The organism is Pantoea sp. KPR_PJ (assembly GCF_041386365.1).
In the GTDB taxonomy this organism is placed as follows: Bacteria; Pseudomonadota; Gammaproteobacteria; order Enterobacterales; family Enterobacteriaceae; genus Pantoea.
On the sequence record NZ_JABMIK010000005.1, the window covers coordinates 194,649 to 219,974 of the forward strand.

At 55.0% G+C, this 25,326-nt stretch carries 27 protein-coding genes and 2 pseudogenes; 13 read left to right on the plus strand and 16 right to left on the minus strand.

From position 1 onward, the window contains the following. Positions 1-155: 155 nt before the first annotated feature. Complete coding sequence (gene mpaA / locus HP564_RS13070) at positions 156-863, plus strand: murein tripeptide amidase MpaA (protein ID WP_371243685.1); 708 nt, start codon at positions 156-158, stop codon at positions 861-863. Here mpaA and ycjG read toward each other — a convergent pair. Further along, the gene (gene ycjG, locus HP564_RS13075) at positions 838-1,821 is read right to left on the minus strand and encodes an L-Ala-D/L-Glu epimerase (RefSeq protein ID WP_371243687.1); all 984 of its coding nucleotides are present in this window, start codon (positions 1,819-1,821) and stop codon (positions 838-840) included. The genes mpaA and ycjG overlap by 26 nt on opposite strands. Before the next feature lie 151 nt (positions 1,822-1,972). Here ycjG and tpx point away from each other — a divergent pair, with 151 nt between their 5' ends. Further along, the gene (gene tpx / locus HP564_RS13080) at positions 1,973-2,476 is read left to right on the plus strand and encodes a thiol peroxidase (protein WP_371243689.1); all 504 of its coding nucleotides are present in this window, start codon (positions 1,973-1,975) and stop codon (positions 2,474-2,476) included. An 18-nt stretch (positions 2,477-2,494) separates the two neighbouring features. Here tpx and tyrR read toward each other — a convergent pair whose 3' ends face one another. The 7 genes from tyrR to pspA form a co-directional block, all read right to left on the minus strand. After that, positions 2,495-4,075: a transcriptional regulator TyrR gene (gene tyrR, locus HP564_RS13085; RefSeq protein ID WP_371243691.1), complete on the minus strand. Its 1,581-nt coding sequence runs from the start codon at positions 4,073-4,075 to the stop codon at positions 2,495-2,497. A gap of 143 nt (positions 4,076-4,218) precedes the next feature. After that, positions 4,219-5,286 carry a TIGR01620 family protein gene (locus tag HP564_RS13090; protein WP_371243693.1) on the minus strand — a complete coding sequence of 356 codons (1,068 nt, stop codon included), beginning with the start codon at positions 5,284-5,286 and terminating at the stop codon, positions 4,219-4,221. Further along, entirely contained in the window at positions 5,283-6,677 is a 1,395-nt protein-coding gene (locus HP564_RS13095) for a YcjX family protein (RefSeq protein WP_371243695.1), read from the minus strand. The genes HP564_RS13090 and HP564_RS13095 overlap by 4 nt, the downstream gene beginning before the upstream one ends. Next, the gene (gene pspD / locus HP564_RS13100; RefSeq protein WP_371243697.1) at positions 6,661-6,906 is read right to left on the minus strand and encodes a phage shock protein PspD; all 246 of its coding nucleotides are present in this window, start codon (positions 6,904-6,906) and stop codon (positions 6,661-6,663) included. Before pspD ends, HP564_RS13095 begins: the two co-directional genes overlap by 17 nt. A 56-nt stretch (positions 6,907-6,962) precedes the next feature. After that, complete coding sequence (gene pspC, locus HP564_RS13105; protein WP_371243699.1) at positions 6,963-7,307, minus strand: envelope stress response membrane protein PspC; 345 nt, start codon at positions 7,305-7,307, stop codon at positions 6,963-6,965. After that, complete coding sequence (pspB, locus tag HP564_RS13110) at positions 7,304-7,528, minus strand: envelope stress response membrane protein PspB (RefSeq protein ID WP_371243701.1); 225 nt, start codon at positions 7,526-7,528, stop codon at positions 7,304-7,306. Before pspB ends, pspC begins: the two co-directional genes overlap by 4 nt. A 37-nt stretch (positions 7,529-7,565) precedes the next feature. Beyond that, positions 7,566-8,231, minus strand: coding sequence for a phage shock protein PspA (gene pspA / locus HP564_RS13115; protein ID WP_371243702.1), 666 nt, complete (start codon positions 8,229-8,231; stop codon positions 7,566-7,568). A 164-nt stretch (positions 8,232-8,395) separates the two neighbouring features. Here pspA and pspF point away from each other — a divergent pair, with 164 nt between their 5' ends. Further along, positions 8,396-9,385, plus strand: coding sequence for a phage shock protein operon transcriptional activator (gene pspF / locus HP564_RS13120; protein WP_371243704.1), 990 nt, complete (start codon positions 8,396-8,398; stop codon positions 9,383-9,385). Between the two features lie 142 nt (positions 9,386-9,527). Here pspF and HP564_RS13125 read toward each other — a convergent pair whose 3' ends face one another. Both HP564_RS13125 and HP564_RS13130 read right to left on the minus strand, forming a co-directional pair. Then, entirely contained in the window at positions 9,528-9,785 is a 258-nt protein-coding gene (locus HP564_RS13125; RefSeq protein ID WP_371243706.1) for a hypothetical protein, read from the minus strand. 192 nt (positions 9,786-9,977) lie between these two features. After that, entirely contained in the window at positions 9,978-10,319 is a 342-nt protein-coding gene (locus tag HP564_RS13130; RefSeq protein ID WP_371243708.1) for a putative holin, read from the minus strand. Between the two features lie 1,021 nt (positions 10,320-11,340). Here HP564_RS13130 and HP564_RS13135 point away from each other — a divergent pair. Continuing rightward, a pseudogene (locus HP564_RS13135) lies at positions 11,341-11,499 on the plus strand (integrase); the annotation flags it as partial. On the opposite strand, the pseudogene HP564_RS13140 reads toward HP564_RS13135, so the two are convergent. Beyond that, positions 11,493-12,475 (minus strand): annotated as a pseudogene (locus tag HP564_RS13140) (site-specific DNA-methyltransferase). The pseudogenes HP564_RS13135 and HP564_RS13140 sit on opposite strands and share 7 nt — an antisense overlap. Positions 12,476-13,292: 817 nt before the next feature. Between HP564_RS13140 and HP564_RS13145 the strand changes: the two are divergent. Both HP564_RS13145 and HP564_RS13150 read left to right on the plus strand, forming a co-directional pair. Then, positions 13,293-13,607, plus strand: a complete 315-nt coding sequence (locus tag HP564_RS13145; RefSeq protein WP_371243710.1) for a hypothetical protein — start codon at positions 13,293-13,295, stop codon at positions 13,605-13,607. Between the two features lie 371 nt (positions 13,608-13,978). Next, on the plus strand, positions 13,979-14,425 hold the full coding sequence (locus HP564_RS13150; RefSeq protein WP_371243712.1) for an arginine repressor: 447 nt from the start codon (positions 13,979-13,981) through the stop codon (positions 14,423-14,425). A 426-nt stretch (positions 14,426-14,851) separates the two neighbouring features. On the opposite strand, the gene HP564_RS13155 is transcribed toward HP564_RS13150, so the two are convergent. Both HP564_RS13155 and HP564_RS13160 read right to left on the minus strand, forming a co-directional pair. After that, positions 14,852-15,127 (minus strand): hypothetical protein, encoded by a 276-nt coding sequence (locus HP564_RS13155; RefSeq protein WP_371243714.1) that lies wholly within the window; start codon positions 15,125-15,127, stop codon positions 14,852-14,854. Between the two features lie 280 nt (positions 15,128-15,407). Beyond that, positions 15,408-15,560: a hypothetical protein gene (locus HP564_RS13160; protein ID WP_371243716.1), complete on the minus strand. Its 153-nt coding sequence runs from the start codon at positions 15,558-15,560 to the stop codon at positions 15,408-15,410. 169 nt (positions 15,561-15,729) lie between these two features. On the opposite strand from HP564_RS13160, the gene sapA reads away from it, so the two are divergent. Together sapA and sapB are read left to right on the plus strand one after the other, a co-directional pair. Beyond that, positions 15,730-17,352 (plus strand): ABC transporter substrate-binding protein SapA, encoded by a 1,623-nt coding sequence (gene sapA, locus HP564_RS13165; protein WP_371243718.1) that lies wholly within the window; start codon positions 15,730-15,732, stop codon positions 17,350-17,352. Next, a complete protein-coding gene (gene sapB, locus HP564_RS13170) occupies positions 17,353-18,318 on the plus strand; it encodes a putrescine export ABC transporter permease SapB (protein ID WP_371243720.1) in 966 nt (321 codons plus the stop codon). A 105-nt stretch (positions 18,319-18,423) separates the two neighbouring features. Here sapB and HP564_RS13175 read toward each other — a convergent pair whose 3' ends face one another. Continuing rightward, positions 18,424-18,816 (minus strand): cupin domain-containing protein, encoded by a 393-nt coding sequence (locus HP564_RS13175; RefSeq protein ID WP_371243722.1) that lies wholly within the window; start codon positions 18,814-18,816, stop codon positions 18,424-18,426. Positions 18,817-19,187: 371 nt separating this feature from the next. Between HP564_RS13175 and sapC the strand changes: the two genes are divergently transcribed. The 5 genes from sapC to HP564_RS13200 all read left to right on the plus strand — a co-directional run bounded on the left by sapC (position 19,188) and on the right by HP564_RS13200 (position 24,121). Then, a complete protein-coding gene (gene sapC / locus HP564_RS13180; RefSeq protein ID WP_371243724.1) occupies positions 19,188-20,078 on the plus strand; it encodes a putrescine export ABC transporter permease SapC in 891 nt (296 codons plus the stop codon). Beyond that, positions 20,078-21,073: a putrescine export ABC transporter ATP-binding protein SapD gene (gene sapD, locus HP564_RS13185; protein WP_371243725.1), complete on the plus strand. Its 996-nt coding sequence runs from the start codon at positions 20,078-20,080 to the stop codon at positions 21,071-21,073. The genes sapC and sapD overlap by 1 nt, the downstream gene beginning before the upstream one ends. Beyond that, entirely contained in the window at positions 21,073-21,876 is an 804-nt protein-coding gene (gene sapF, locus HP564_RS13190; protein ID WP_371243726.1) for a putrescine export ABC transporter ATP-binding protein SapF, read from the plus strand. Before sapD ends, sapF begins: the two co-directional genes overlap by 1 nt. Positions 21,877-21,995: 119 nt before the next feature. Further along, positions 21,996-22,784, plus strand: coding sequence for an enoyl-ACP reductase FabI (gene fabI / locus HP564_RS13195; protein WP_103795930.1), 789 nt, complete (start codon positions 21,996-21,998; stop codon positions 22,782-22,784). A gap of 197 nt (positions 22,785-22,981) precedes the next feature. Continuing rightward, positions 22,982-24,121, plus strand: a complete 1,140-nt coding sequence (locus HP564_RS13200) for a CMD domain-containing protein (protein ID WP_371243729.1) — start codon at positions 22,982-22,984, stop codon at positions 24,119-24,121. Here the strand turns inward: HP564_RS13200 and HP564_RS13205 are convergent. Together HP564_RS13205 and HP564_RS13210 are read right to left on the minus strand one after the other, a co-directional pair. Then, positions 24,085-25,002, minus strand: coding sequence for a LysR family transcriptional regulator (locus HP564_RS13205; protein WP_371243846.1), 918 nt, complete (start codon positions 25,000-25,002; stop codon positions 24,085-24,087). The two genes, HP564_RS13200 and HP564_RS13205, sit on opposite strands and share 37 nt — an antisense overlap. A 161-nt stretch (positions 25,003-25,163) precedes the next feature. Next, entirely contained in the window at positions 25,164-25,289 is a 126-nt protein-coding gene (locus HP564_RS13210) for a hypothetical protein (protein WP_371243731.1), read from the minus strand. Positions 25,290-25,326: the final 37 nt, after the last annotated feature.

The following is a 25,326-nucleotide window of genomic DNA, read 5'->3' on the forward strand; positions in this document are numbered from 1 at the left end:
TTTTACTCCCTTAGCCTGATGAAGCGCTGCGCAACGCAGTTCAGGACGCAGCATGACCCCGGCACTGTAGCGCAAATAGCTGAGGGAGAAATAGCGATTTTCCGCGCGCGGCTTTTCCGCTACTTTGTCAGGAAGTCTGCATAAGGAGAGAGCCTATGTCGTCGTTACACCCGCGCCCCCGGCGCGGAAAACTTGAGATTCCGTTTCAGCGCTATGGCGATAGCGTGCTGGGCGCACCGCTGCTGTGGTTTCCTGCACCGGCCGCCGATGGTGACAGCGGGCTGATTCTGGCCGGTACGCACGGCGATGAGAATGCGGCGGTCGCCACGCTCTCTGGCGCGATGCGTACACTACCGGACAGACTGCGGCGGCATCATGTGGTGCTGGCGGTTAACCCGGACGGCTGCCAGCTTGGCCTGCGCGCCAATGCGAATGGCGTCGATCTCAACCGCAATTTTCCGGCAGCCAACTGGCAAAGCGGTGAAACGGTGTATCGCTGGAACAGCGCCGCTGAGGCGCGCGACGTGCTGCTTTCCACCGGCGATCGACCGGCATCCGAACCGGAAACGCTGGCACTGTGCGAGCTGGTTCATCAGCTAAAGCCGCGCTGGGTTGTCTCGTGGCATGAGCCGCTGGCCTGTATCGATGACCCCCACAGCAGCACGCTGGGTCACTGGCTGGCGCAGCAGACCGGGCTGCCGCTGGTCAGCAGCGTCGGTTATGACACGCCAGGCTCATTTGGCAGCTGGTGCAACGATCTGGGTTTGCCCTGCATTACCGCTGAGATGCCTGCTGTATCGGTTGATGAAGCCACTGAGCAGTATTTGCAGGCGATGATCAACCTGCTGCGCTGGCAGCAATAAGGACCTTGCCTGCACGGATCTGGATAGCCGGTTCCACATCAACCGCCAGCCAGGTAGGGCCATCCAGATCGGCAAAACGCGCCTCACCCGCCAGCGGCAGTGCAGCATGGATGGCGCGCGAGGTGCAGATCATACAGCCGACCATAAGGTCAAATCCCAGTGATTTTGCTGCTGCGGCCAGCGCCAGCGCCTCTGTCAGTCCACCCGCCTTATCCAGCTTGATATTGATCATCTCATAACGCCCCTGTAGCTGCGGTAAGCTGTCGCGCGTGTGGCAGCTTTCATCGGCGCAGATGGGTAGCGGATGGATAAAGTTTGCCAGCACCGCATCCTGACCGGCAGGCAGGGGCTGCTCCAGCATCGCCACGTCAAGGTCGGCCAGTAGCTGACAGCGCGCCGCCAGTCCCTCGGCCTGCCAGGATTCATTGGCATCAACAATCAGCGTTGCCTCCGGCACCGCCGTGCGAATCGCCATCAGGCGTTCGGTAATAAATGTATCGTCCAGTTTGATTTTCAGCAGCGTTGCCCCGTGCTGCCACAGCGCCCTGGCACTGCTCGCCATGGCTGCGGGCGTATCAATGCTGACGGTTTGCGCCGTGACGACGGCATCGGGCGGCCGGGTGTGACTCAGCATCCAGAGATCCTGTCGCTGCTGACGACTCTCCAGATCCCACAGGGCACTGTCGATAGCGTTGCGCGCGGCGCCAGCCGGCAGCGCATGCTGCAGCGCCTCACGCGTCATTCCCTGCTGTAGTGCAGGCAACAGATCGGCAATTTGCGCCAGCACCGACGCTTCTGTTTCGCCGTAACGAGCGTAGGGTGTTGCTTCACCCGTGCCTTTAACGCCATCCTGTTCAATTTCAACCACCACGATTTTTGCCTCGGTGCGGCTACCCCGCGCAATCACAAAAGGGGTATGCAGCGGCCAGGATTCCGGATAGCTTTTTACCGTTCTCATATTTGCTCCCTGTCATGTCGGTTTACTGTGGGTTATTCCGGAATAACTGCGTTTTTTTCTCGTAAGTCTTTTATAGATATGTCATAAATCGTTTTTCAAACGATACAAAACTGTAACCAGTCAGATCTGTTCAGACATTTAAGGAATCGCTATGTCTCACACTGTTCACTTTCAGGGCAACCCGGTAGAGGTTGCAGGTCACTTCCCACAGGCGGGCGAGCAGGCTCAACCTTTTACCCTGGTGGCAAAAAACCTCACCGACGTCTCGCTCTCTGAGTATGCAGGAAAACGCAAGGTTCTGAATATTTTTCCCAGCATCGACACCGGCGTGTGTGCCGCGTCTGTACGCCGTTTCAATCAGCTCGCGAGCGAGCTGAACAATGCTGTCGTGCTTTGCATCTCAGCCGATCTCCCTTTTGCCCAGTCACGCTTTTGCGGCGCAGACAACCTGAGTAATGTCATCACGCTGTCAACGCTGCGCGGTGCAGAGTTCAAAAAGGCCTATGGCGTTGAGATTGCTGCGGGCGCGCTGGCAGGTCTGACAGCGCGTGCTGTGGTCGTGCTTGATGAGAATGACAAGGTGCTGTACAGCCAGCTGGTGGATGAGATCACCACCGAGCCAGATTACGATGCGGCACTGGCTGCACTGAAGTAATCAGACTCACGGCGGCCCTTAGCCGCCGTTTTTCTCTTCCTGTTCACCGCGCTTATGGCCTAACCCATACTCACGGAGCTTATTGGCGATAGCGGTATGCGAGACGCCGAGACGCTTCGCCAGCTTGCGTGTGCTGGGATAGGAGAGATAAAGACGCGTCAATACCGATCGCTCAAAACGACTGGTAATGTCATCGAGGGTGCCCTCCATCGCGTCTTCGCCCAGCGTGGCATCAAGCGCCTGTTCTGGCAGCACAATATCCTGAGGCCGCAGCTCATTGCCTTCCAGCTGCGTTAACGCCCGATAGAGCGCATTTTTCAGCTGACGCACATTGCCTGGCCAGCTGTAGCGGGTCAAAAAGCTGTTGAGCTGCGAGGACAGGCGCGGACGCGGAATCCCCTGCTCGTCAGCAAAGCGCGCCACGAACACTTCGGTAAGCGGCAGAATGTCCTGCGGGCGCTCGCGCAGCGGCGGAAGATGCAGCGTCAGCACATTAAGACGATAAAAGAGATCTTCACGGAATTCACCGCGCTGTACCAGCTCAATCAGGTTCTTCTGCGTAGCGCAGATCACGCGTACGTCGACATGAACCTCATGCTCTTCGCCAACACGGCGAAAGGTCCCGTCGTTCAGGAAACGCAGCAGCTTGGTCTGCATGCGCGGCGACATTTCTCCAATCTCATCCAGCAGCACTGAACCGCCGTTTGCCTGCTCGAAAAAGCCTTTTTTGCCTTCCAGCGCGTTAGGATAAGCGCCCGCCGCGTGACCAAAAAGTTCACTTTCCGCGACGTCATCCGGCAGCGACGCACAGTTGAGCGCGAGAAAAGGTTTTTTGCCGCGGGCGCTACGCAAATGGCAGGCGCGGGCCAGCATATCTTTGCCGGTGCCGGTATCGCCAACAATGAGCAATGGGGCATCGTGCATCGCCAGTTTGCGGGCCTGATCGATCACCTGACGCATCTTCGGCGTGACCGCAATAATATGGTCAAACTCAGATTCATCGGTGACGACCAGATTTTGCAGCTGGCGTCCCATGCGGGCGGTCGACTTCAACATCACCATGGCACCCACCGGCTGATCGCCTGCACCTTCGTCTGCCGTGAGATAGATTGGACGAGCCTCCATCAAAAAATCACGGCCATCAATCACCACGTGCTGCGCCTGCGCCTCCACGCGTTCACTCTCCAGCCAGCGCTGAAAGTTAAATCCCGTAATCAGGCTGCCCGCACTGAAGTTACGAATTTTTTGCTCATCAAGGTTAAACAAATTCTGCGCCGCCGGGTTAGCCAGCTCAACTTTGCTTTTCAGATCGACAGAAAAGACCGGCTCCGGCATGGCAACCAGCAGCGCGCTCAGGGCGCGGTGCTCTCGCTCTGAGGGCATATAGGCCACGGTGCGCACGTCGGTCACACCCGGCGTGCGGCGAATTTCCGCCATCAGGCTACTGAACTGGTCAAACTCAAGTGCAGCGAAGTTAAGGTAAATACGGCCCAGAGCCGCAATTTCAATACCGCGTAAATCGATATTGCGGGCAACTAACAGATCGAGCAGCTCGCGCGCCAGTCCGATACGGTCCTGGCAAAAGACTTCCAGACGCATTGCGATGGCCTTAGTCAGGTGAAGAATCGGTTGATAATACGCTAACTTGCGGCGGGTCTGAAGAGGTGTGGAAGCTAAAGTTGACACGGCTGTTCAGATAACGGTGCGCATCGTTTGCACGAAGCGCACCAGCGTGACGGGCGTTACTTTTCTTCGCGGGCGTTGCTCTTTTGCAGCGTCTCTTTTAGCTGCACAACCAGCTCGCGGCGAAAGTCGCCCAGCCGGGGCTTGTCATTTTCCAGCCACGGCAGCGGCCGGCACAGCTCCATTGCCTTGATACCAAGACGTGCGGTCAGTAAACCTGCGCCGATGCCCTGTGCCGCGCGGGCGGACAGGCGGGCAGCAATATCCTGAGACATCCAGTCCATGCCCACTTCACGAACCAGCTCGGACGCGCCGGCAAAAGCCATGTTCAGCAGCACCAGACGAAACAGCCGGATGCGGCTAAAGTAGCCCAGCTCGATACCGTAGATGGCCGCAATGCGGTTAACCAGCCGCAGGTTGCGCCAGGCAATAAACGCCATATCCACCAGCGCCAGCGGGCTGACGGCAATCATTAGCGTGGATTCCGCCGCGTGGCGACCAATTTCCCGCCGCGCCTGACGGTCGAGCACCGGCTGCACCAGCTGCGCATAAAGGGTGACGATTTCACGATCGTTCTGGCTTTCATGCAGCGCGGCGTGCCAGCGCTGCAGTGCAGGGTGAGCCTGATCAATACCGGCCTGCTGCGCCAGTTTTTCGCAAAAGGCGCGCCCTTTGCCTACGCTGTGGCTGTGAAGCAGTTCACGCCCCGTATCGCGCGCCTCGGCGCGCTCCCGCAATTTATACAGGCGACGCCATTCACTGGTGAGCGCGCCGAGGCCGGCAATCACGATCAGTCCGCCCGCTGCGCCGCTGCCGAGCGCAAACCAGTCGCGCGTCAGCCAGGCGTCCCAGGCCCACTGCACGCTCTGGGCCGCCACGCTGACGCCAAAGAGCGCAGCGCCTGCGCCCACCAGCTTGCGCCAGAGACTTCGCTTTGGCCGCAGCGCCTGCTCTACCGCACGCTCGCCGGCCCCCTCTTCCACCACATCCAGCGCCTCATCGTCCAGGGTATGAAATGCCTGATGGGCTTCAGCGTCGAAGGCCTGTGCCGGGCGCAGGCTTTGCTCGCGCGCCGCTTCCAGCGGTCGCGCAAAATCAATGCGCGGTTTCAGTTTGTCTTCGCTCATCGCAGCTTATCTCCTAATAAAAACTCCAGGGCAGCATCCATGCGGATGTGCGGCAGCGGACGATCGATATCGAGCGGCTGTGGTCGGAATTGTTCAAACTGGAAGCCCTGCTGCTGCCAGAACGCATGGCCGGGCAGACGCGGCGGAACTTCGCCGGGATAGAAAGTCAGCGCTTCCCCATCCGACAGCCGGTTGCCGCGCAGCGCCGGGATCTTTTCCCCCCGATGATCCACCAGACCGCTCTGGGTCGCCTGGACCGAGGCCAGCCCGATGCACTCCATGCTAATGCCTTCAAAAGCCGCATTCTGCCATGCATCCTGCACCAGCTGCTGGAGCAGGGACACCATACTGGCGTGCTGATCGGCTGTGATGTGATCGGCTTTGGTGGCAGCAAACAGCAGCTTGTCGATGACCGGTGCAAACAGGCGGCGAAACAGAGTGCGCTGGCCATAGTGAAAACTTTGCATCAGCTGGGTCAGCGCAAGGCGCATATCATTAAACGCCTGAGGCCCGCTGTTCAGCGGCTGGAGGCAGTCCACCAGTACAATCTGGCGGTCAAAGCGCAGGAAGTGATTGCGGTAAAAATCTTTCACCACATGCTGGCAATAATAGCGGTAACGCTGTTGCAACATGGCAAAGTTACTGCCTTTATCCGCCTGCACCAGTTTACTGCGTGCCGCCTCGTTCTCTACAGGCCAGGGGAAAAACTGCAGCGCCGGTGCACCTGACATGTCACCGGGCAAGACAAAGCGGCCGGGCTGTATAAAATGCAGGCCTTCGGCTTTACAACGGTGCAGATAATCGGTCCAGGCGGCCGCAATCTCTGCCAGGCGGTTCTCATCAGCGGGCGCCAGGGGATCGAGCGAGGCACAAAGAGCGCGCCATGGCTGCGCCCACTGCGCGCGATCGCCCTGTAGCAGGCCGATCATCTGACGTGACCAGTCAAGATAATCCTGTGCCAGCATCGGCAGATCGAGCAGCCATTCACCGGGATAATCCACAATCTCCAGATAGAGCGTGGCGCTCTCTTTGAAGTGGCGCAGCAGCGAATCCTGGGAGCGATAGCGCAGCGCCAGCCGCATTTCGCTTACGCCCCGCGTGGGTGTCGGCCAGGCAGGTGGCGAGCCATAGAGCTGCGCCAGCCCTTCGTCATAGGTAAAGCGCGCGGTGCCCATATCGCGCTGGGGAATGCGCTTTACGCCGAGCAGCCGCTCATCACGCACCACGGAAAAGAGGGGTAGCCGCGCCCCGCTGTGCACGTTAAGCAGTTGATTGACTAAAGAGGTAATAAAGGCGGTTTTGCCGCTGCGGCTCAGACCGGTTACGGCCAGGCGCAGATGACGATCTGCGCCGCGGTTCAGCACTGCAAGTAGTTCAGAGGTGTTTATCATCGTTTTCCCTGATGAAGCGCGCCGACGCCCGCTTCATCAGACGCTTTAGCAACGGCTCCAGCGCCAGGGAAAGCAGAATACGCAGCGGACGACGCGCAACAGATTTTACCGCCCAGCCGGTCAGTCCGGCTGGCCCGTAGCTCACAGCATTGATAATGATAAATTTCCCGACCGACTTCAACGCGGGGGTCGCGCGACGGCGAAAAGATGACGTACGAGTGTATGACAAAGTATACCTCCGGTTGATCAGGGCAACGGAGCCGGAATGGCTCCGCTCAGGAAAGGTCAGAGCTGACGAAAGCGGCTGCGCACGCTAAAGGTTTCAGAGGTCACATAGCGCTCGATGTCACGCACGCTATGCTCATCGCGTCGCAGCGCGTTTTCCAGCCGATCCAGAAGTTCGCCCGCGTCAGGCCTGGCGACGCTTTCGGCATCGGCCGGCTTAACGTCCAGCACAAAGCCCAGGATAAAGTAGGCGCAGAGGGTGATGGCGAACAGGCCAAAGAACATTGACAGCACCACAATCACGCGCAGCAGGCGCACCGGGATATCCAGGTACTCCGCCACGCCCGCACAGACGCCCATCAGCTTCCCTTCATCCGGTTTACGCCACAGTTTACGTTGAATCATGGCTGTCTCCAGTTTGGATGCTCGGCATCAAGAATCGACTCCAGCGCATGGATGCGATCGCGCATGCGTTCGGCATCCTGCGTCAGCTGTTGCAGGCGCTGAAGATCGCCCGCTGACAGCGAGTTACCGCTGCGGCGGTTGCTGTAATGCAGCCACAACCAGATAGGGGCCACAAACAGCACGAAAATGGTCAGCGGTATAGCGAGAAAAAGTGCGCTCATTGACTCTCCTTAATCAGTCTCGCAGTTCGGTTGGGTCTTATTCACCACGGTTCATTTTGGCTTTCAGCGCTTCCAGCTGCTGGCTGATTTCGTCATCAGCCTGCAAATCGGCAAACTGCGCGTCGAGCGATGTTGATTTACCGAAACGATGGCTTTCTGCTTCAGCTTCCATATGGTCAATACGGCGCTCAAAGGATTCAAAGCGCGCCATAGCCTCATCCAGCTTGCCGCTGTCGAGTTGGCGACGGGCATCGCGCGAGGTCGAGGCAGCCTGATGACGCAAGGTCAGCGCCTGCTGACGGGCACGGGTTTCGCTCAGCTTCTTCTCCAGCTCGCCGATTTCGCCCTTCATGCGCGCCAGCGTCTCGTCGATATGCACCACTTCCTGCTGCAGAGAGGCAATCAGGTCGGTCAGCTTCTGTTTTTCGATCAGCGCCGCACGTGCCAGATCGTCTTTTTCTTTACGCAGCGCCAGCTCCGCTTTCTCCTGCCATTCAGCCTGCTGAATTTCCGCCTGCTCAATGCGGCGACTAAGCTGTTTTTTCTCAGCCAGCGCACGGGCAGAGGTGGAACGGACTTCAATCAGCGTATCTTCCATTTCCTGAATCATCAGGCGTACCAGTTTCTGCGGATCTTCCGCACGCTCCAGCAGCGAATTGATGTTGGCGTTAACGATGTCGGCGAAACGAGAAAAAATACCCATAATGATGTTCCTCTTTGTTTATGTTGATGCGCCAGGCGCTGTTGAGGGTTATTCAAATAGCGTGCCAGTTTTTATATATCTGATTTTTAATGATTTTTAAATTTTACAGCGTCCACAGGGTCGCGTAAGGTAGTGAAATTAATTAACAGGTGGCGAATTTCATCATGTCAGTCAGCAACGATAATCTGTTGGGAGAGTCCAACAACTTTCTTGAGGTGCTGGAGCAGGTGTCGATGCTGGCTCCGCTGGAGAAACCGGTACTGGTGGTCGGCGAGCGCGGCACCGGAAAAGAGCTAATCGCCAGTCGCCTGCACTATCTGTCAGACCGCTGGCAGGGTCCGTTCATTTCCCTTAACTGCGCTGCGCTGAATGAGAACCTGCTCGACTCAGAGCTGTTTGGACATGAAGCGGGCGCGTTTACCGGCGCGCAGAAGCGTCATCTGGGCCGCTTTGAGCGTGCCGACGGCGGCACGCTGTTTCTGGATGAGCTGGCAACCGCCCCGATGCTGGTTCAGGAGAAGCTGTTGCGCGTCATTGAATATGGCCAGCTGGAGCGCGTCGGCGGCAACCATGCGTTGCAGGTCAACGTGCGGCTGGTATGCGCCACCAATGAAGATTTACCTGCGCTGGCGGCGGCAGGCAAGTTCCGCGCCGACCTGCTTGACCGCCTCGCCTTTGACGTGGTGCAGCTGCCGCCGCTGCGCGAGCGCCGCAGCGATATTCTGGTTATGGCCGAGCATTTTGCCATTCAGATGTGCCGTGAGCTGGGCCTGCCGCTCTTTCCCGGTTTTACCCCTGAAGCGCAGGCCACACTGCTGGCCTACCCGTGGCCGGGCAACGTGCGTGAACTGAAGAATGTTGTAGAACGATCGGTTTACCGTCACCACAGCAGTGAAGAACCGCTGGGCAACGTTATCATCAATCCGTTTGCGCCGCGCGTGTCGCCGGTCACCGCTGAGCCTGATGAGGGCAGCCGTACCCTGCCTGCCCTGCCGCTGGATCTGCGCCAGTGGCAGCACCAACAGGAGCGCTCGCTGGTAGAGGCGAGTCTGCTACAGGCCAGATACAATCAGCGACGCGCGGCCGATCTGCTGGGCGTCACTTATCATCAGCTTCGCGCCATGCTGAAAAAGCATGGAATAGAAAAAGAATAATTTATAATAAAATCAATAATTTACACTTAAATCAATGTGTCTTTTGGAACTTAATTATTAATTATTTAACGGCCTGTTTTTACTCCTTTTTTAAGATAGTTTTGGGGAAAGTTTTTGCCTCCTGGCAAGGTATTTCCTGATGTTAAATTGGCTGGCTATCATGCCAGACACTAACAATTTCATAAGTAATCTTGCCGAGCACAACTACCCCCTCCAGCTCTTCACCTGTAATTTTTTGTCCATCATCAGTGATAACGCAGCGATGGTCAGTCCGAGCTATTACAGACATCTCATCATGAAAGAGTGCGACTTTATCGCCGCTTTTAATTAGCGCAGCTCTGTCGACTATCAGCAGCCCCTGATCACGCTCGGTGATTAACGTATTGGCTGGGTTCTGCACGACGATATCATTTACTGTGAGACGTCGCTGAATGTAATCCTGCGCTGGCGATTGAAATCATATCTCACAGCCCCCTGTTAGGATTGAAAAGATGGAATGTGCGCTCCTCACCCTCTGTTGTGGATATGTCCCTGAATGTTATTGTGTAGTTCTCAATCCAGCGGTTAGCCTCTTTCGCTGTCAACTGCCAATTCAGGCGTGCCAGTTCATCAATAAAATCCAGAGTAGTGACGATTCGACGACCGTAAGCATCGCGCTTGATGGCGTTTCTAAAGGCCCACTCTGGTACGCAGCCGCTTTATCCGCAACAAATCCCGCGCCAAACACCCCTGCGGCATAGCCAAAAATGAAGTAGCCGAATATCTGTTTCCCCGTCAGCCCCTTGGCTGTAACAACGAAACATATAGAACCGGCGAACGCCCCAAACGCGATTGAATAATCCACGGAGGTGACAAAACCCACCAGTGCAGACGTGACAATGCCCCAGCCAGCCACCGTTCCCACGGTAGCGCTGGTGCTCAATGGCTCAGCCATTAGACAACCCTCAGGTATTTTATATGAGTATAAAAAAGCCCGCTAAAGCGGGCTTTTAATTAGGTTTTTGAAGAAAATCTAAGAAAAAGATTAACCAGGTATTTGCATATTACTAAGGTGCCAATAATGCTGGTAAAATAAATCGCAAACCCAGATATCTCTCTAGAGATTTCAAAATAAGTAGATTTCAGCAAGCCTACACCATGGAGAAAAGATATATTAAGCACAAGGCCTAAACCTATAACCAAGAGTTGCAATGCTTTGCTGAAATATTTATTTCGCTCTAACTGCATACTCCTCCTATTCCACTAGAGCAATCACTACCTCCGCTGGAGGCTCGACCGGAGCCATTATTCGAGCTACCTATACATGCATTATATCCACCTGATACAACGCCAAGCAGTGCCGCCCCTGGGCCGCCAAAAAAACCGCTCAAAGCCCCTAGCCCAATAGCTCTTACACAGTCATCCGTCCCCGCATACTGGCTGTAATTACCGCCTCCATTGCTGCTATTGCCATTACTATGACTGCTCCTAGATGATCCACCTGCGTTGTCGGGGCTATAACCGCTGTTAGCATTGGCACCAGCAACATTTTTTAACTGTTCTTTCTTCAATATATCCATATTCAAAATCTCCAAAGAAGCATTCATCCCAAAAGTAAGCAGCGCTGCGTGTTTTTTGTACCAATATTAAACTAATTGGTCAAATAGACATTATGCGTCAGTTACCGTTAATTATGACATTGATATATAATGTTATTTTCATGATGTAGTTCTTAATAAATTTTGATTAAGCTTAATGGGCAATAATAAAGTCAAATAACTCCAAAAAATCGAGATTCATATCACATTATTTCAAATAAATAATAATGAATATAAAAAAATAGCTAATTTTTCACAGTTAATTAAATGCATCACCAACATCAGTATTAAACAATGCGAAGGATGCCCATCTGGTCGCTTTCTCACTGGTTCAGAATTTGTCGCGAGTGCTGCGATCTTTCAATTCCGCCCGGCTGAACTGCGCCGCCGTTTCGCGAACAGCGTTCTTTAGCCGAGCGGCTATATCGGGCGCAGGGCGTGGATACACTGACATTGCTGGGCCACAAATCTCAGAGAATGACAGATCACTATCACGATAACCACGGGCGGGAGTGGGTGTATGTCAGGCCCTACTGATTGCCGATTTGACGCTGAATTTCGCCCGCTGTCTTGTTAAATCGATCCTCCTCCAGCTCTACTCCGATTACCCGCCGCCCCAGCCTCAGTGCGGCTTTGATCGTTGAACCTGACCCCATAAAAAAATCTGCAACTACATCACCCGGCCTGCTACTGGCATTGATTATCTGCTCCAGCATACCAGCTGGTTTTTCACATGGGTGTTTGCCGGGGTAATACTGAACAGGCTTATGCGTCCAGACGTTGGTATATGGCACGGCAGCGGTAACGTCGAACGAACGGCGGAGGCTTCTGTACTCTTCGAGCAGGTCACCATATTTACGATTCAGCAAATGCCAGGTTGCGACAAGCTGGTGATGAGGTTTAGTCAGTTCGTTAGCCTGGTGTCGCTCGATTGCGATGTGAGTAAACAGCGCCTGCAGCTTCTGATAGTCCGCTTCGTTCGGCAGTTGCCACTGGCTGGCGCTGAACCAGTGCGACGCCATCCCTTTACCTGTTGCCTCTGTTATTTGCTTAGCGCTAACTCACAGCGCAGCGCGTGCGTCACGGAAATACGAAATCAGCGGCGACAGCACGTCGCACTTCAGCTCGTGGCATTTCTGCGCGTAACTGTCGTTTTTAGGTCTGTATAGGCTTGATAGTGCTCAGCAAACAGAATGCGCTTAGTGGATAGGAAACAGGCGCGCAGGCTTTCTTTGTTGCACCCTTTCCAGCGACCATCGGGTTTAGCCCAGACGATGTGGTTTAAAATTTTAAACCGATTTCGCATCATGATTTCGATGTCAGACGCGAGCCTATGGCCGCCAAACAAATATATGCTGCCATTAAGTTTTAATACCCACCAGAATTCAGCTAAGCAGTTATCCAGCCATCGCAAATAGTCTTCCTCCCCTTTCCACTGATTATCCCAGCCGAGCGGCTTGACTTTGAAATAAGGCGGACCGGTAACGATTAAATCTACTGAATCATCGGGCATTTCTTTTACATATTGCAAACTATCACTCTAATTTTTAGGGCTGTTGAAAGACTCATAGTTACCCCCCCATTAGCACCTGTAACGCTTTCCCACTGCGCTTTGATCAGTAGTTCCATATTAAATCTCCTGAAATCTTTATGCCATCGAGTTAGCAGCGCTGCGTTTTTTGTACCACTACAAAAACACGTGGTCAAATTTCGTTTAAACGCCTGACAGAATTGTGGTGAAAAGCACACTCTCACCACATTTCTTTTCAGGAATAGAACTGGTCGACAAAGGCAAATTTATAATGAAGCCCAGCGATATCAATGCTATTAACATGGGTGATTTTCAATACATTGCTCAGCATGCATTTAATATAGACCGAACGAATTTTAAAAAAAGATATTTAATACTGGATATCTACGCCATGGAGAAACTGAAGACAACGGAAAATTTAGCTCTTACGACTTTTGAAAAGAAGTCTGTAAGTTGTTCCGCGTAACTATCCTTGTGATAAAGGTTATCGATCGGGTGTCCATCGCTCTTAAAACACAACTATTCATAGTTCGAAGCTGGCAATGCGTCCAAAGCATGGCCTGAAAGCCAGGGTTTTCACTTTTTACATGCATTATTTCACGCCTGAAAGTGCCCCCCCTTTTATCGCAAGCTGGCTCTGGCGCAAATTAAAACGTTAAAAATTTGTATCTTCCATGCAACAAGGATTATTGCTGAGACTCAGCCTGTAACGAGTTGTCATTGTGTTTATAAATGCCTGTTTAAAATAATGGCTCATTAAAGAAGTTCTGATTAACCTGAAATAATCCTGAGATAAGCGATGAAAAAAATTTTAGCAGTCTGCATTCTGGCATCAACTGGCCTGATGGCTTTTTCTTCCGTTGCCTGCCCGCAAGGTACCCACCTCACTGGCGGCGTGGGCTCTCACCATCTCGGCGGGCACTGTACGTCAGCCTCGTCCCTCCCTGTTACGCAAAAAGTGAAACAGGATGTGCAGAAAGATATAAAGCAGACCAGAAAGACCGCGCATAAAGAGTGGAAGCACACCAAACACAAAATCAGCAACGGCTGGAATAAAGCGAAAAGCGATACCAGTAAATTAGAGAAAGCCGCCACGCAGCGCACAACCTCATAGGATATATGTCGTAGCCCCGTCCTGAACTGCCACACGGGGCTCTGTTTTACAGCGGATTTATCGCCCTTTTGCCCTGAGCAGGGGCGAGTAGGGTTTACCTGAAACTGGCACGTGCCTGCCATGTCGCTGTTATTGCTGTTTTGTTAAATTATATCGGCCCTGACTGACCTGTTTATTCCTTTTGCTACGCGAGATGACCTTCCGGTCTGGTTTTGCCCCTGGTTAAGTCCCCGTTGAAAAACGGAAAGGCAAAATGCAGCACGCTATTCAGGCAGCGCCTTAAACATCGCAAAAAGGTTTGAACCCATAATCTGCTTTTCTTTATAAGGTGGCACCGAGGCGTTCAACTTTGATTAATACAAGGACATTGTATGGATATAACGTTCACGACAACTTTTTTAGAGATCATTCGGGAAAAAAAATGCTCATCTCAAACTGAGATCGCAGAAGAACTCCATAAAAGAGGCTTTCCCAATATCAACCAGTCCAAAATATCACGGATGATTGTAAAGACTGGCGCGGTAAAAACCCGCAACGCAAGCGGTGAACTGATGTATTGCCTGCCGACAACCTTCTCCGCACTTGCCGCCACAAGCCCTCTTAAAAGCCAAATCCTTTCAATAGAGTGTAATGCACATATTATTGTGGTTCATACTGCACCTGGCGCGGCTCATCTGGTCGCCAGAAGTCTCGATTCGTACGGAAAACATGCCGGGATCCTGGGAACCATTGCCGGTGATGATACCGTTTTCGTTACCCCCACCCGGGAAACGGATATTCGACGGCTATCGCAAAAACTCAGGGAAGAATATTTATAAATCGCACTGGACAGAAAACCTGTTCAGAAATGTTGCTCATGCGTCACGGGAGATGGCCCATCTGTTTGTGCCTGCACTCACTGACGCGTGCAGGCGCTAGTTGTCCCCCAGCATGTGCACCCTGCTCGCATGACCCTTTTTACCCACACAAAAGCGCGGCGCATAAACCCGATGTCCTGGCGGTTGCGAGTCATTAAGAAAGGCCTGGTCGATCCCCTGAATGCCCATCAGTAACATTACCGTGGTGTCAGTTACCTGCCGCTGGTTCAGCCCGGTCAGATTCTGGTCCGGTCGTTCTGGCGTCGTGACCCGCCCTTATTCCTCCGGGCATTGATTAGGGCGCAACGAACTTCTCCGTGCCCGATCCAGTCGCTTTTGCATTAGCAGAACAGCGTTGAAAAAGGTTCGCCGAAGCGAACCCTGTTGTTACCAGCGATGAATATCCTCATCCGAAGACGGACCAAAATGCTGAGAGGCAGGCGGCGGACCGGCGTGCTGCGAGGCCGGCGGCGGACCAGCGTGCTGCGAGGCCGGCGGCGGCCCGATGTGCTGAGAGGCATTATCGGGTGTCGTGGGCGATCCATCGTGGTGATGATGGTGGTGGTGATGATGAGATTGCCCCTCCTCATCTACGATACATCCGGAGAGGGAGATCACGGCAGCACACAGCATGACACCTGAAAAAAACTGTTTAATTTGCATTTTATAGCTCCGTTGAACGTACACCCGAATACTAAATTCACGGACCTAGATCTCATATCAACCATGGAGCACGATGGCCCACAGCCTGACGCTCTTTTGATGTTAATCAATAAAACCCGCCAGACAGTCACTCATCGCCAGGTTTCTGGCAAATCTGATTTTGCACACCCCCAGCTAAAAGCGTGAATGTGGCTGGATATTCCCCTGTCCCGTCTGTTATCGAAACGGGCCCGACCCGTCGCCGTCAAATCTCCTGTCGGCCTGATGGAAAACGCCCTGGTTACCCCCCCGGGCCGGGTGCTGTCTGCCTGACCGCCGCGGAGCAAAAAAAAAGCCCGCACAGCGTGCGGGCAACAATACTGGAAGCAATGTGAGCAATGTCGTGCTCTTCTTCGGTAGAGCCACCGTCGAAGTGCAGTGGAATAATAATCATTCTTGTTCTCACTTGTAAAGCGATAACTGAGAATTTTTCTCATTTCCCTACTAAAGTCAGGCCTTCATTTTCATCAGCGAATGAATATCAGGCAGCCTGCTCGTCATATTTTGGGACATTGCCGCCTTTGCGATACACTCAGCCTATTGCCCGAATCGCGTTGAGTTCTATGTCAAAATTAATTTCGTCGCTGTTGCTTGCTCTCAGTGCATTAAGTGCCTTCGCCTGGTCCGCCGACGAGCGTGATATTCGTCAGAGTGGCTTTGTCTATTGCGTTAACGGCACGCTGAACACCTTCAATCCTCAAATGGCGAGTAGCGGCCTGGCCGTCGATACTCTGGCGGCGCAGCTTTACGATCGCCTGCTGGATGTCGATCCTTATACCTATCGTCTGGTGCCCGACCTTGCCTCGGGCTGGGAAGTGCGTGATAACGGTGCGACTTATCGCTTTCATCTGCGCAATAACGTTTCATTCCAGCACACCGGTTGGTTCAAACCTACCCGCAAGCTGAACGCGGATGACGTCGTGTTCAGCTTTGCCCGAATGTTTGACCGTCACCATCCGTGGCACAACGTAAACGGCGGCAGCTACCCCTACTTCGACAGCCTGCAGTTCGCCGATTCGGTGCAGAGCGTAAAAAAACTCGACAACAACACGGTTGAAATTCGTCTCAACAGTCCAGACGCCTCCTTTCTCTGGCATCTGGCGACCCATTACGCCCCGGTGCTCTCCGCCGAATATGCCGCACAGCTAACGCGTCTCGGTCATCAGGAAGAGATGGACCGTCAGCCGGTTGGCACTGGCCCCTTCCAGCTGAGTGAGTATCGTGCCGGGCAATATATTCGTCTGGCGCGTAACCCGAATTACTGGAAAGGAGTGCCGCGCCTGCAACAGGCGGTGATCGACCTGGGCGCGGGCGGGACAGGACGCCTCTCCAAGTTGCTGACCGGCGAGTGCGACGTGCTGGCCTATCCCGCTGCCAGCCAGATCTCCATTTTGCGCGACGATCCTCGCTTACGCATGACGCTGCGCCCGGGCATGAACATCGCCTACCTGGCATTCAATACCCGTAAGCCGCCGCTCGACCGACCCGAAGTGCGTCACGCACTGGCACTGGCGATCAACAATGAGCGGTTGATGGAGTCTATCTATTACGGCACGGCTGAAACTGCCGCCTCCGTGCTGCCGCGCGCCTCCTGGGCCTACGATAATGAAGCGCGCGTGACAGAGTATGATCCGAAAAAAGCGCATGAGCTGCTGGCGTCGCTGGGCATTACCGATCTACACCTGCGCCTCGTGGTGCCTGCCGCGTCCCAGTCCTGGAATCCCAGCCCGCTGAAAATGGCCGAGCTGCTGCAGGCCGATCTGGCACAGATTGGCGTTCAGGTAAGCATTGCACCGGTTGAAGGCCGCTTTCAGGAGGCGCAGCTTATGGCGATGAATCATGATTTAACTCTGACCGGCTGGGCGACCGACAGCAACGATCCGGACAGTTTTTTTCGTCCCCTGCTGAGCTGCGCCGCCATCCGCTCACAGACCAACTATGCGCACTGGTGTTCACCCGGTTTTGACGAAGCCCTGCAAAAAGCGCTGCTGTCGCAGCAGCTGGCGGGCCGTATTGAGAACTATCATCTGGCGCAGCAGATGCTGGCACGCGATCTGCCCGTGCTGCCGCTGGCGTCATCACTGCGGCTTCAGGCTTACCGCCATGATATTAAAGGCCTGGTATTAAGTCCGTTTGGCAATGCCTCTTTTGCCGGGGTATACCGTGATGAAGGCGAGGAGCCCTGAGTGATTATTTATATGTTGCGCCGTCTGCTGTTGCTGATCATTACGCTGTTTCTGCTCTCGCTGGTGGGTTTTAGCCTGAGCTATTTTACCCCTAACGCCCCGCTGGAAGGCGCGTCGCTTTTTGACGCCTGGTGGTTCTGGTTTAGCGGGATGCTGCAGTTTGATTTTGGCGTCTCCAGCACCAATGGACAGGAGATTGGTTTGCAGCTGCGCGAGGTCTTTCCTGCAACGCTGGAGCTGTGCGTACTGGCGTTTACGCTGGCATTGCTGACCGGAATTCCACTCGGCATCTGCGCAGGGGTGATGCGTCACAAGTGGCAGGACAAGCTAATCAGCGCGCTGGCGCTGCTGGGATTCTCAATGCCGGTGTTCTGGCTGGCGCTGCTGTTTACCCTGTTTTTCTCACTGACCCTCGGCTGGCTACCGGTCTCTGGACGCTTTGATCTGCTCTACCCGGTACAAAATATCACGGGAGTGGCGCTGGTCGATGCCTGGCTCAGCCCGTCGCCGTGGCGTCATGAAATGCTGGTAAGCGTGCTGACGCATATGATCCTGCCGGTGATCGTGCTGGCTGTCGCTCCAGCGACTGAAGTGATCCGCCTGCTGCGCGCCAGCACCAGCGAGGTAATGGATAAAAACTATGTGAAAGCTGCGGCCACGCGCGGTCTGTCGCGCTTTACCGTTATCCGCCGTCATGTGCTGCACAATGCGCTGCCGCCGGTGATCCCGCGCCTCGGTTTGCAGTTTTCTACCATGCTGACGCTGGCGATGATCACCGAAGTGGTGTTTAACTGGCCGGGACTGGGCCGCTGGGTTATTAACGCGATCCGCCAGCAGGATTATGCGGCGATTTCTGCAGGTGTCATGGTGGTTGGCGGGCTGGTCATTCTGGTGAACGTGATTTCCGATCTTATCGGCGCGGCCATGAATCCGCTGAAGCATAAAGAGTGGTATGCATTACGCTAACATTCCGCCTCTCGCTTGTCTGAACGCTATGACGGGCCTGCACCGCGCAGGCCCGATCAGACGGCCATCTGCCCGGTTCGCCAGGCGAATTAGCAGAGGGATACGTCAGAATTCCGACGCCTCGCCGGGCAACGAGACGGAGAGTTGCTGGCCTTCCACGCCCGCATAAAAGATCACCAGCTCTGTCGCCTCATCAGTGGTATAGCCGCGGTGTGCGCTGTTGAGAGTTTCATTAAGCGCTTCTCCGGCGCTGACCTGATGCTTTTCGCCACTCTCTTTGTCCTCAATCGTCAGCTGTCCCGAGAGGACATAGGCGGTGTTGGGCATCGGATGGGTATGCCAGGGCAACTCGCTGTGCGCGGGCAGCGACATACGCATCACGGAAATCAGCGGCTTCCCGGCGGGGTAATGCTCATAGGGCTGACCGTTCCAGGCCGCTCCACTTTGCAGCACCAGACTGTGTTCCGTCTGTTCAGGGGATTGTTTTGGCTCCGTCATCACGTCTCCTGGGGTTTAGAGTCTGCTTCGAGTGTAGCTGACGAAATACAGACCGCACGCCGAGCATCAGTCCAGTGTTCATTCTCAGGAAACGCGTTGACAGGATAAATCCTGACCTTCTGTTCACGATCGGCGAAATTGGCGCGGCCGTTCCCTTGCCTGTAGCAGGCGTATCGGCGGATAATCCCCTGCGGCAGTTGACCTCTGGCCTGACGCTGTGCCGCTGCTTTGGGCGCCGGGTCTGGCGCGGTTGATGCCATTCACCCTTATCACGTCCAGCGTGATAAAGCATAATTCAGGGCAATGCATGTTTATGGTTATACTTTTCAGTACGTTAATTTATCCCTTAAGCCACTACCAGGCGATTGCCCATGCCCTACGATAATGTCTATGCCGAAAAGCGGCTGCCCGGTGCATTTCGCCGCAGCTGGCACCATTTTTATCGCAACACCACCGCCATGATTGGGCTTTATGGTTTCGCCGCTCTGCTGTTTCTCTGCCTGTTTGGCGGATTACTGGCTCCCTACGGCATCGATCAACAGTTCCTGGGCTACCAGCTACTGCCGCCCTCCTGGTCACGCTACGGCGACGTCTCTTTTTTCCTGGGGACAGACGATCTTGGTCGCGACCTGCTCAGTCGCCTGCTGAGCGGCGTGGCCCCTACGGTTGGATCCGCTATTCTGGTCACGCTGTTTGCTACCCTGTGTGGGCTGGTGCTCGGCGTGCTGGCGGGTATTACGCGTGGCCTGCGGTCAGCCATCATGAACCATATTCTGGATACGCTGCTCTCCATTCCCTCGCTGCTGCTGGCGATTATCGTGGTGGCGTTTCTTGGCCCGCGTCTGGAGCATGCGTTACTGGCGGTCTGGCTGGCGCTGTTACCGCGCCTGGTGCGCGCCATTTACAGTGCGGTGCACGACGAACTGGAAAAAGAGTACGTGGTGGCCGCACGCCTTGACGGTGCCAGCAATGTCGATATTTTGCGGCATGCTATTCTGCCCAATGTGCTGCCGATGCTGATTAGCGAAGTGACCCGCTCGCTGTCGATGGCGATTCTGGACATTGCGGCACTGGGTTTTCTCGATCTTGGCGCGCAGCTTCCCTCGCCGGAATGGGGCGCGATGCTCGGCGACTCTCTGGAGCTGGTTTATGTCGCGCCCTGGACCGTCATGCTGCCTGGCGTAGCGCTGATGATCAGCGTCCTCATTGTTAACCTGCTGGGTGACGGCATTCGCCGTGCCGTGGAAGCGGGAGTGGAATAATGCCCTTACTCGATATTCGTAATCTGACCATTGAATTTATGACCGCCGATGGCCCGGTCAAAGCGGTTGACCGCGTAAACCTGACGCTGATGGAAGGTGAGGTGCGTGGCCTGGTTGGCGAATCCGGTTCCGGCAAGAGTCTGGTGGCAAAAGCAATTTGCGGCGTGACCAAAGATAACTGGCGCGTCACCGCCGATCGTATGGTGTTCGACGATATCGACCTGTTACGCCTGTCGCCACGCGAGCGCCGCCGCATTATCGGACGCAACGTTTCGATGATTTTTCAGGAGCCGCAATCCTGTCTCGATCCGTCAGAGCGCATCGGCCGCCAGCTCATGCAGGCAATTCCGCGCTGGACCTATAAAGGCACATGGATGGGCCGCTTCTGGTTCTGGCGCAAGACCCGTGCTATTGAGCTGCTGCACCGCGTCGGCATCAAAGATCATAAAGATATTATGCGCAGCTTTCCCTATGAGCTGACCGAAGGCGAATGCCAGAAAGTGATGATCGCGATCGCGCTGGCGAATCAGCCGCGCCTGCTGATCGCCGACGAGCCAACCAATGCCATGGAGCCGACTACGCAGGCGCAGATTTTCCGCCTGCTGAGCCGCCTCAACCAGAATAACAACACCACCATTTTGCTGATCAGTCACGATTTACGCACCATGAGCCAGTGGGCCGATCGCATTAACGTGATGTACTGCGGTCAGACAGTAGAAACAGCGGGCAGCGACGATCTGATGACCACGCCCCACCACCCCTACACCCAGGCGCTGATCCGCGCAATGCCCGATTTTGGCCGCTCACTGCCGCATAAAAGCCGTCTGAACACCCTCTCTGGCGCGATTCCGTCGCTGGAGAGTTTGCCCATCGGCTGTCGGCTTGGTCCTCGTTGCCCCTACGCACAGCGTAAATGTGTTGAAACGCCGCGCCTTACTGGCAGCAAAACGCACCTCTTCGCCTGCCACTTTCCACTTAATATGGAGGAGCAGTAATGGAAACGCTGCTTGAAGTGCGCAATCTGAGCAAAACCTTCCGCTATCGCACCGGGTTGTTCCGCCGCCAGCACGTTGAGGCGGTCAAGTCAGTGAGCTTTACCCTGCGCGAAAAGCAGACGCTGGCCATTATCGGTGAAAACGGCTCCGGCAAATCGACGCTGGCCAAGATGCTGAGCGGCATGGTGGCACCGAGCGAAGGAGAGATTCTGATCAACGATCATCCGCTGGAATTTGGTGACTATGGCTATCGCAGCCAGCGTATCCGCATGATTTTTCAGGATCCGTCGACCTCCCTGAATCCACGTCAGCGCGTTAGCCAGATTCTTGATCTGCCGCTGCGACTGAACAGCGATCTCGATGCCGAGGCGCGCGAAAAGCGAATTATTGCCACCCTGCGCCAGGTTGGGCTACTGCGCGATCACGCCGGTTACTATCCGCATATGCTGGCACCGGGACAGAAACAGCGCCTGGGCCTGGCGCGCGCGCTGATCCTGCAACCGAAAGTGATTATTGCCGATGAAGCGCTTGCCTCGCTCGATATGACCATGCGCTCTCAGCTGGTCAACCTGATGCTCGAACTGCAGGAACAGCACGGCATCACCTATATTTACGTGACGCAGCATCTCGGCATGATGAAGCATATCAGCGACCAGGTGCTGGTCATGCATCAGGGTGAAGTGGTTGAGCGCGGCGGTACGGCGGACGTACTCGCTTCACCGCTGCATGAACTGACTAAGCGACTGATTTCCAGCCATTTTGGTGAGGCGCTGACCGCTGAAGCCTGGCGGCGTACTCGCTAAAACAGGTTGGTTTACCTCATTTGCCTGAGACGTGCTAGAATCCGCACGTCGATTAACGTCGGTCGCTTCTTTTTTAACCAGCGCGACCGCCAACAACAATGACCATAAGGATTACAGCTATGGGTTTTCTTTCCGGTAAGCGCATTCTGATTACTGGCGTTGCCAGTAAACTCTCTATTGCCTACGGAATTGCGCAGGCGATGCACAAGCAGGGCGCAGAACTGGCTTTCACCTACCAGAACGACAAACTGAAAGGTCGTGTGGAAGAGTTTGCTAAAGAACTGGGTTCAGACATTGTTCTGCCGTGTGATGTGGCCGAAGACGAGAGCATCAAATCGCTGTTTACTGAGCTGGCAAAAACCTGGCCAAAATTTGACGGTTTTGTTCACTCCATCGGCTTTGCCCCGGGCGACCAGCTGGATGGCGACTATGTGAACGCCGTTACCCGTGAAGGCTTCAAAATTGCGCACGACATCAGCGCCTACAGCTTTGTGGCGATGGCGAAAGAGTGCCGCGAGATGCTGAACCCGAACTCTGCCCTGCTGACGCTCTCCTATCTGGGTGCAGAGCGCGCGATCCCGAACTACAACGTTATGGGTCTGGCGAAAGCGTCGCTGGAAGCAAACGTGCGTTACATGGCGAATGCAATGGGGCCGGAAGGCGTACGCGTTAACGCCGTCTCAGCGGGTCCGATCCGTACCCTGGCCGCGTCAGGCATCAAAGATTTCCGTAAGATGCTGGCGCACTGTGAAGCGGTTACCCCGATTCGTCGTACCGTTACCATCGAAGACGTTGGTAACTCAGCCGCGTTCCTCTGTTCTGACCTCGCAGGTGGTATCACCGGTGAGATCGTTCACGTTGACGGCGGCTTCAGCATCGCTGCCATGAACGAACTGGAACTGAAATAAGTACAGGGGCGAGCCTGGCTCGCCCTTTCCTTTTCTGCTCACTTTCCCCGCCTTATAGCTTCTCGCTATTAATTATCACCGATCAGTCTTTTGCTCTTCACGGCAGTCAGGCGACGATAAGCCAGCCCCCGGGCGCGCGTCCTGGTTTCGGATTTAGGCCATGCGCGACGTGCCAGTTATTTGCAAAAGGAATAACCATGGAACAACGCCGCTATCCCGGCCATAACCACTGGTTTTACGAGAGCCAGACCAGCCCGCATACTACACAGGCTGAACCGCTGGTTCCCGAAGCTGCGCTTATCAACGACCGTTTTCTGCTTGGTCTTCAGCAGGAGGCTGTTTCGCTACAGCCGCTGTTGCAGGCCAGCCAGCCGCTGCTGCTGGCATCGCGAGATCTCTGTCAGCTGCTGTTCCCCGATCGCGTGACGGCGACGCTGACCCACACGCTGACGCTGTATGACCGTCTCAGCACCGCGCTTACCGTTGCCCAGGTGGCTGGCGTGCAGCGGCTGTGCAATCACTATTCGGCACGTCTCAATCCCCTGCCCGGCCCCGATTCGTCGCGTGAGAGTAATAATCGTCTGACCCAGCTGACGCAGTATGCTCGTCAGCTGGCGATGCAGCCGGAGCTGATCAACGCCGCGGCACTTAAGGCTCTCGATGTGGTCGGCCTTACCGAGCCGGATATCGTGACGCTAAACCAGATTGTTGGCTTTGTCAGTTATCAGGCGCGCATTGTGGCTGGCTTACAGGCGCTGATGGCATTGCCGGTACGCTGGCTGCCGGGCATCACTCCGCCGCCCGATGCCAGCTGCGACGGTTTTGTGGGAAAGCCAGCCTGGACGCCAGGCGTCAGTCCACTGGAGCTGCGCTACGCCAGCGCCGAGCAGCTGGCGGCCATTACTTTTTGTCAGCCGCGCCCTGACCTGACCGATGCAGTATGGCTGCTGGCGCACGATGCCTCTGCGCTTTACGGCTGGCAAACATTACGTCAGCGCATTACCCCTGCGCCCTTACTGCCGCTGGCCGAGGCGACCTGCGCGCGCGTACTGGGAAGCCGCTGGGCATTTCACTTTTTTCCGGCTGAGGTGCGCGACAGGCTGCTGCAATCGGTAGATGACGCTGCGGCTGAGGCCTCTGTCGAAGCACGGGTCGTCGCACTGGCGGCACAACTGACCCGTTCACCGGAGCGCTTCAGCGCCGCCCATTTGCAGCCGCTGGTGACTGAAGGCTGGACGCCGGGAGCCGTATTTGCGTTGGTTCAGGCTGTAGCAATCGGTAACTGGAATAGCCGACTCTTTTATGCCCTGGGGGAAGCGGCATCACCTTCAAGGTGACTGCGCGCCTCGTCAAAGAAGTGCTGCGACAGCGGCGTGGCGCGGCCGGGTTCGGCAATGACCAGCGCCGCCTGTCGCGCCATAGGGGTAATCTCAATTCGCCGCTGTGCCATCCCCTTCAGCATGGAAGGTACAAGGTGGCCGACGGGCGATACCAGTACGCCCAGTCCTGCCTGCGCGCTCTGCACCAGCTCCAGAATGGCCGCACTCTCTACCATCACCTGCGGTGACAGCGCTGCTTCGCGAAAGGCCATATCCAGATAGCGGCGGAAGTAGCGTGTGGGCTCCGACAAACAGAGCGGAAGCGCGGCGAGCTGTTGCAGCGTAAAAGGTTCATCACTCACCAGCTCAGGAAACTGCAGAGGATCGAATATTGCCTCTACGCCGCGCTCAGGCAGAAACGCGGTCTGAAAATGCAGTTCACGCAGCGTCGCCAGCTCAAAAAATCCAATCCCGACGTCTACCGTGTGGCTGTTCAGGGCCTCCAGCAACTGATCGGCACTGAGTGCAGCGATACGGTAATTAAGTTGCGGATAGCGGCTTTGCACCCTTTTTAACAGCTGTGGCAGCGCAACGCTGCACTGTGGCATCACGCCAATGCGCAGCGTGCCGTTGACGCCGTGCTTTAGCGACTCGACCTCCAGCTTTAACCCCTGATATACCGATACGATCTCACGCGCCCATGCCAGCACGCGGTCGCCTTCCGGCGTAAAGCCGACAAAGTTATTGCTGCGGTTGATCAGGGACAGGCCGAGTTCACGCTCAAGATTTTTCAGGCGCATCGATAATGTGGGCTGGCTGACAAAACTGGCTTCCGCCGCGCGGCCAAAGTGACGCTCGCGTTCAAGATTGCAAAGGTAGATGAGCTGTTTGATGTCTATTTTGTTTACCTGTCAATAACTTAAAGTGACTCTTTGTGTGTAAAATAAAAAAACGTACTAACCAGTGTACTAAATAAAAAATGGCTGCTTACTGTAGTGATCTTCAGGTAGCGCCATAATCTTGTCAACGTGAAGACAAAAATGATAACCCCTGATCCTCTTCAGTATTTACTCAGGCGTTGATTGCCAAGATTATCAAGTTCCTGCCGGGCTTTCTGATGTGCAGCAATCCTCTGTGCGGTGTCGAGATTGACATTGTAATTAATCTCGCCTGCTTTCTCAGCCATCTACTTCTCCTGGCATAAATAAACCTCGCCTGAGCGA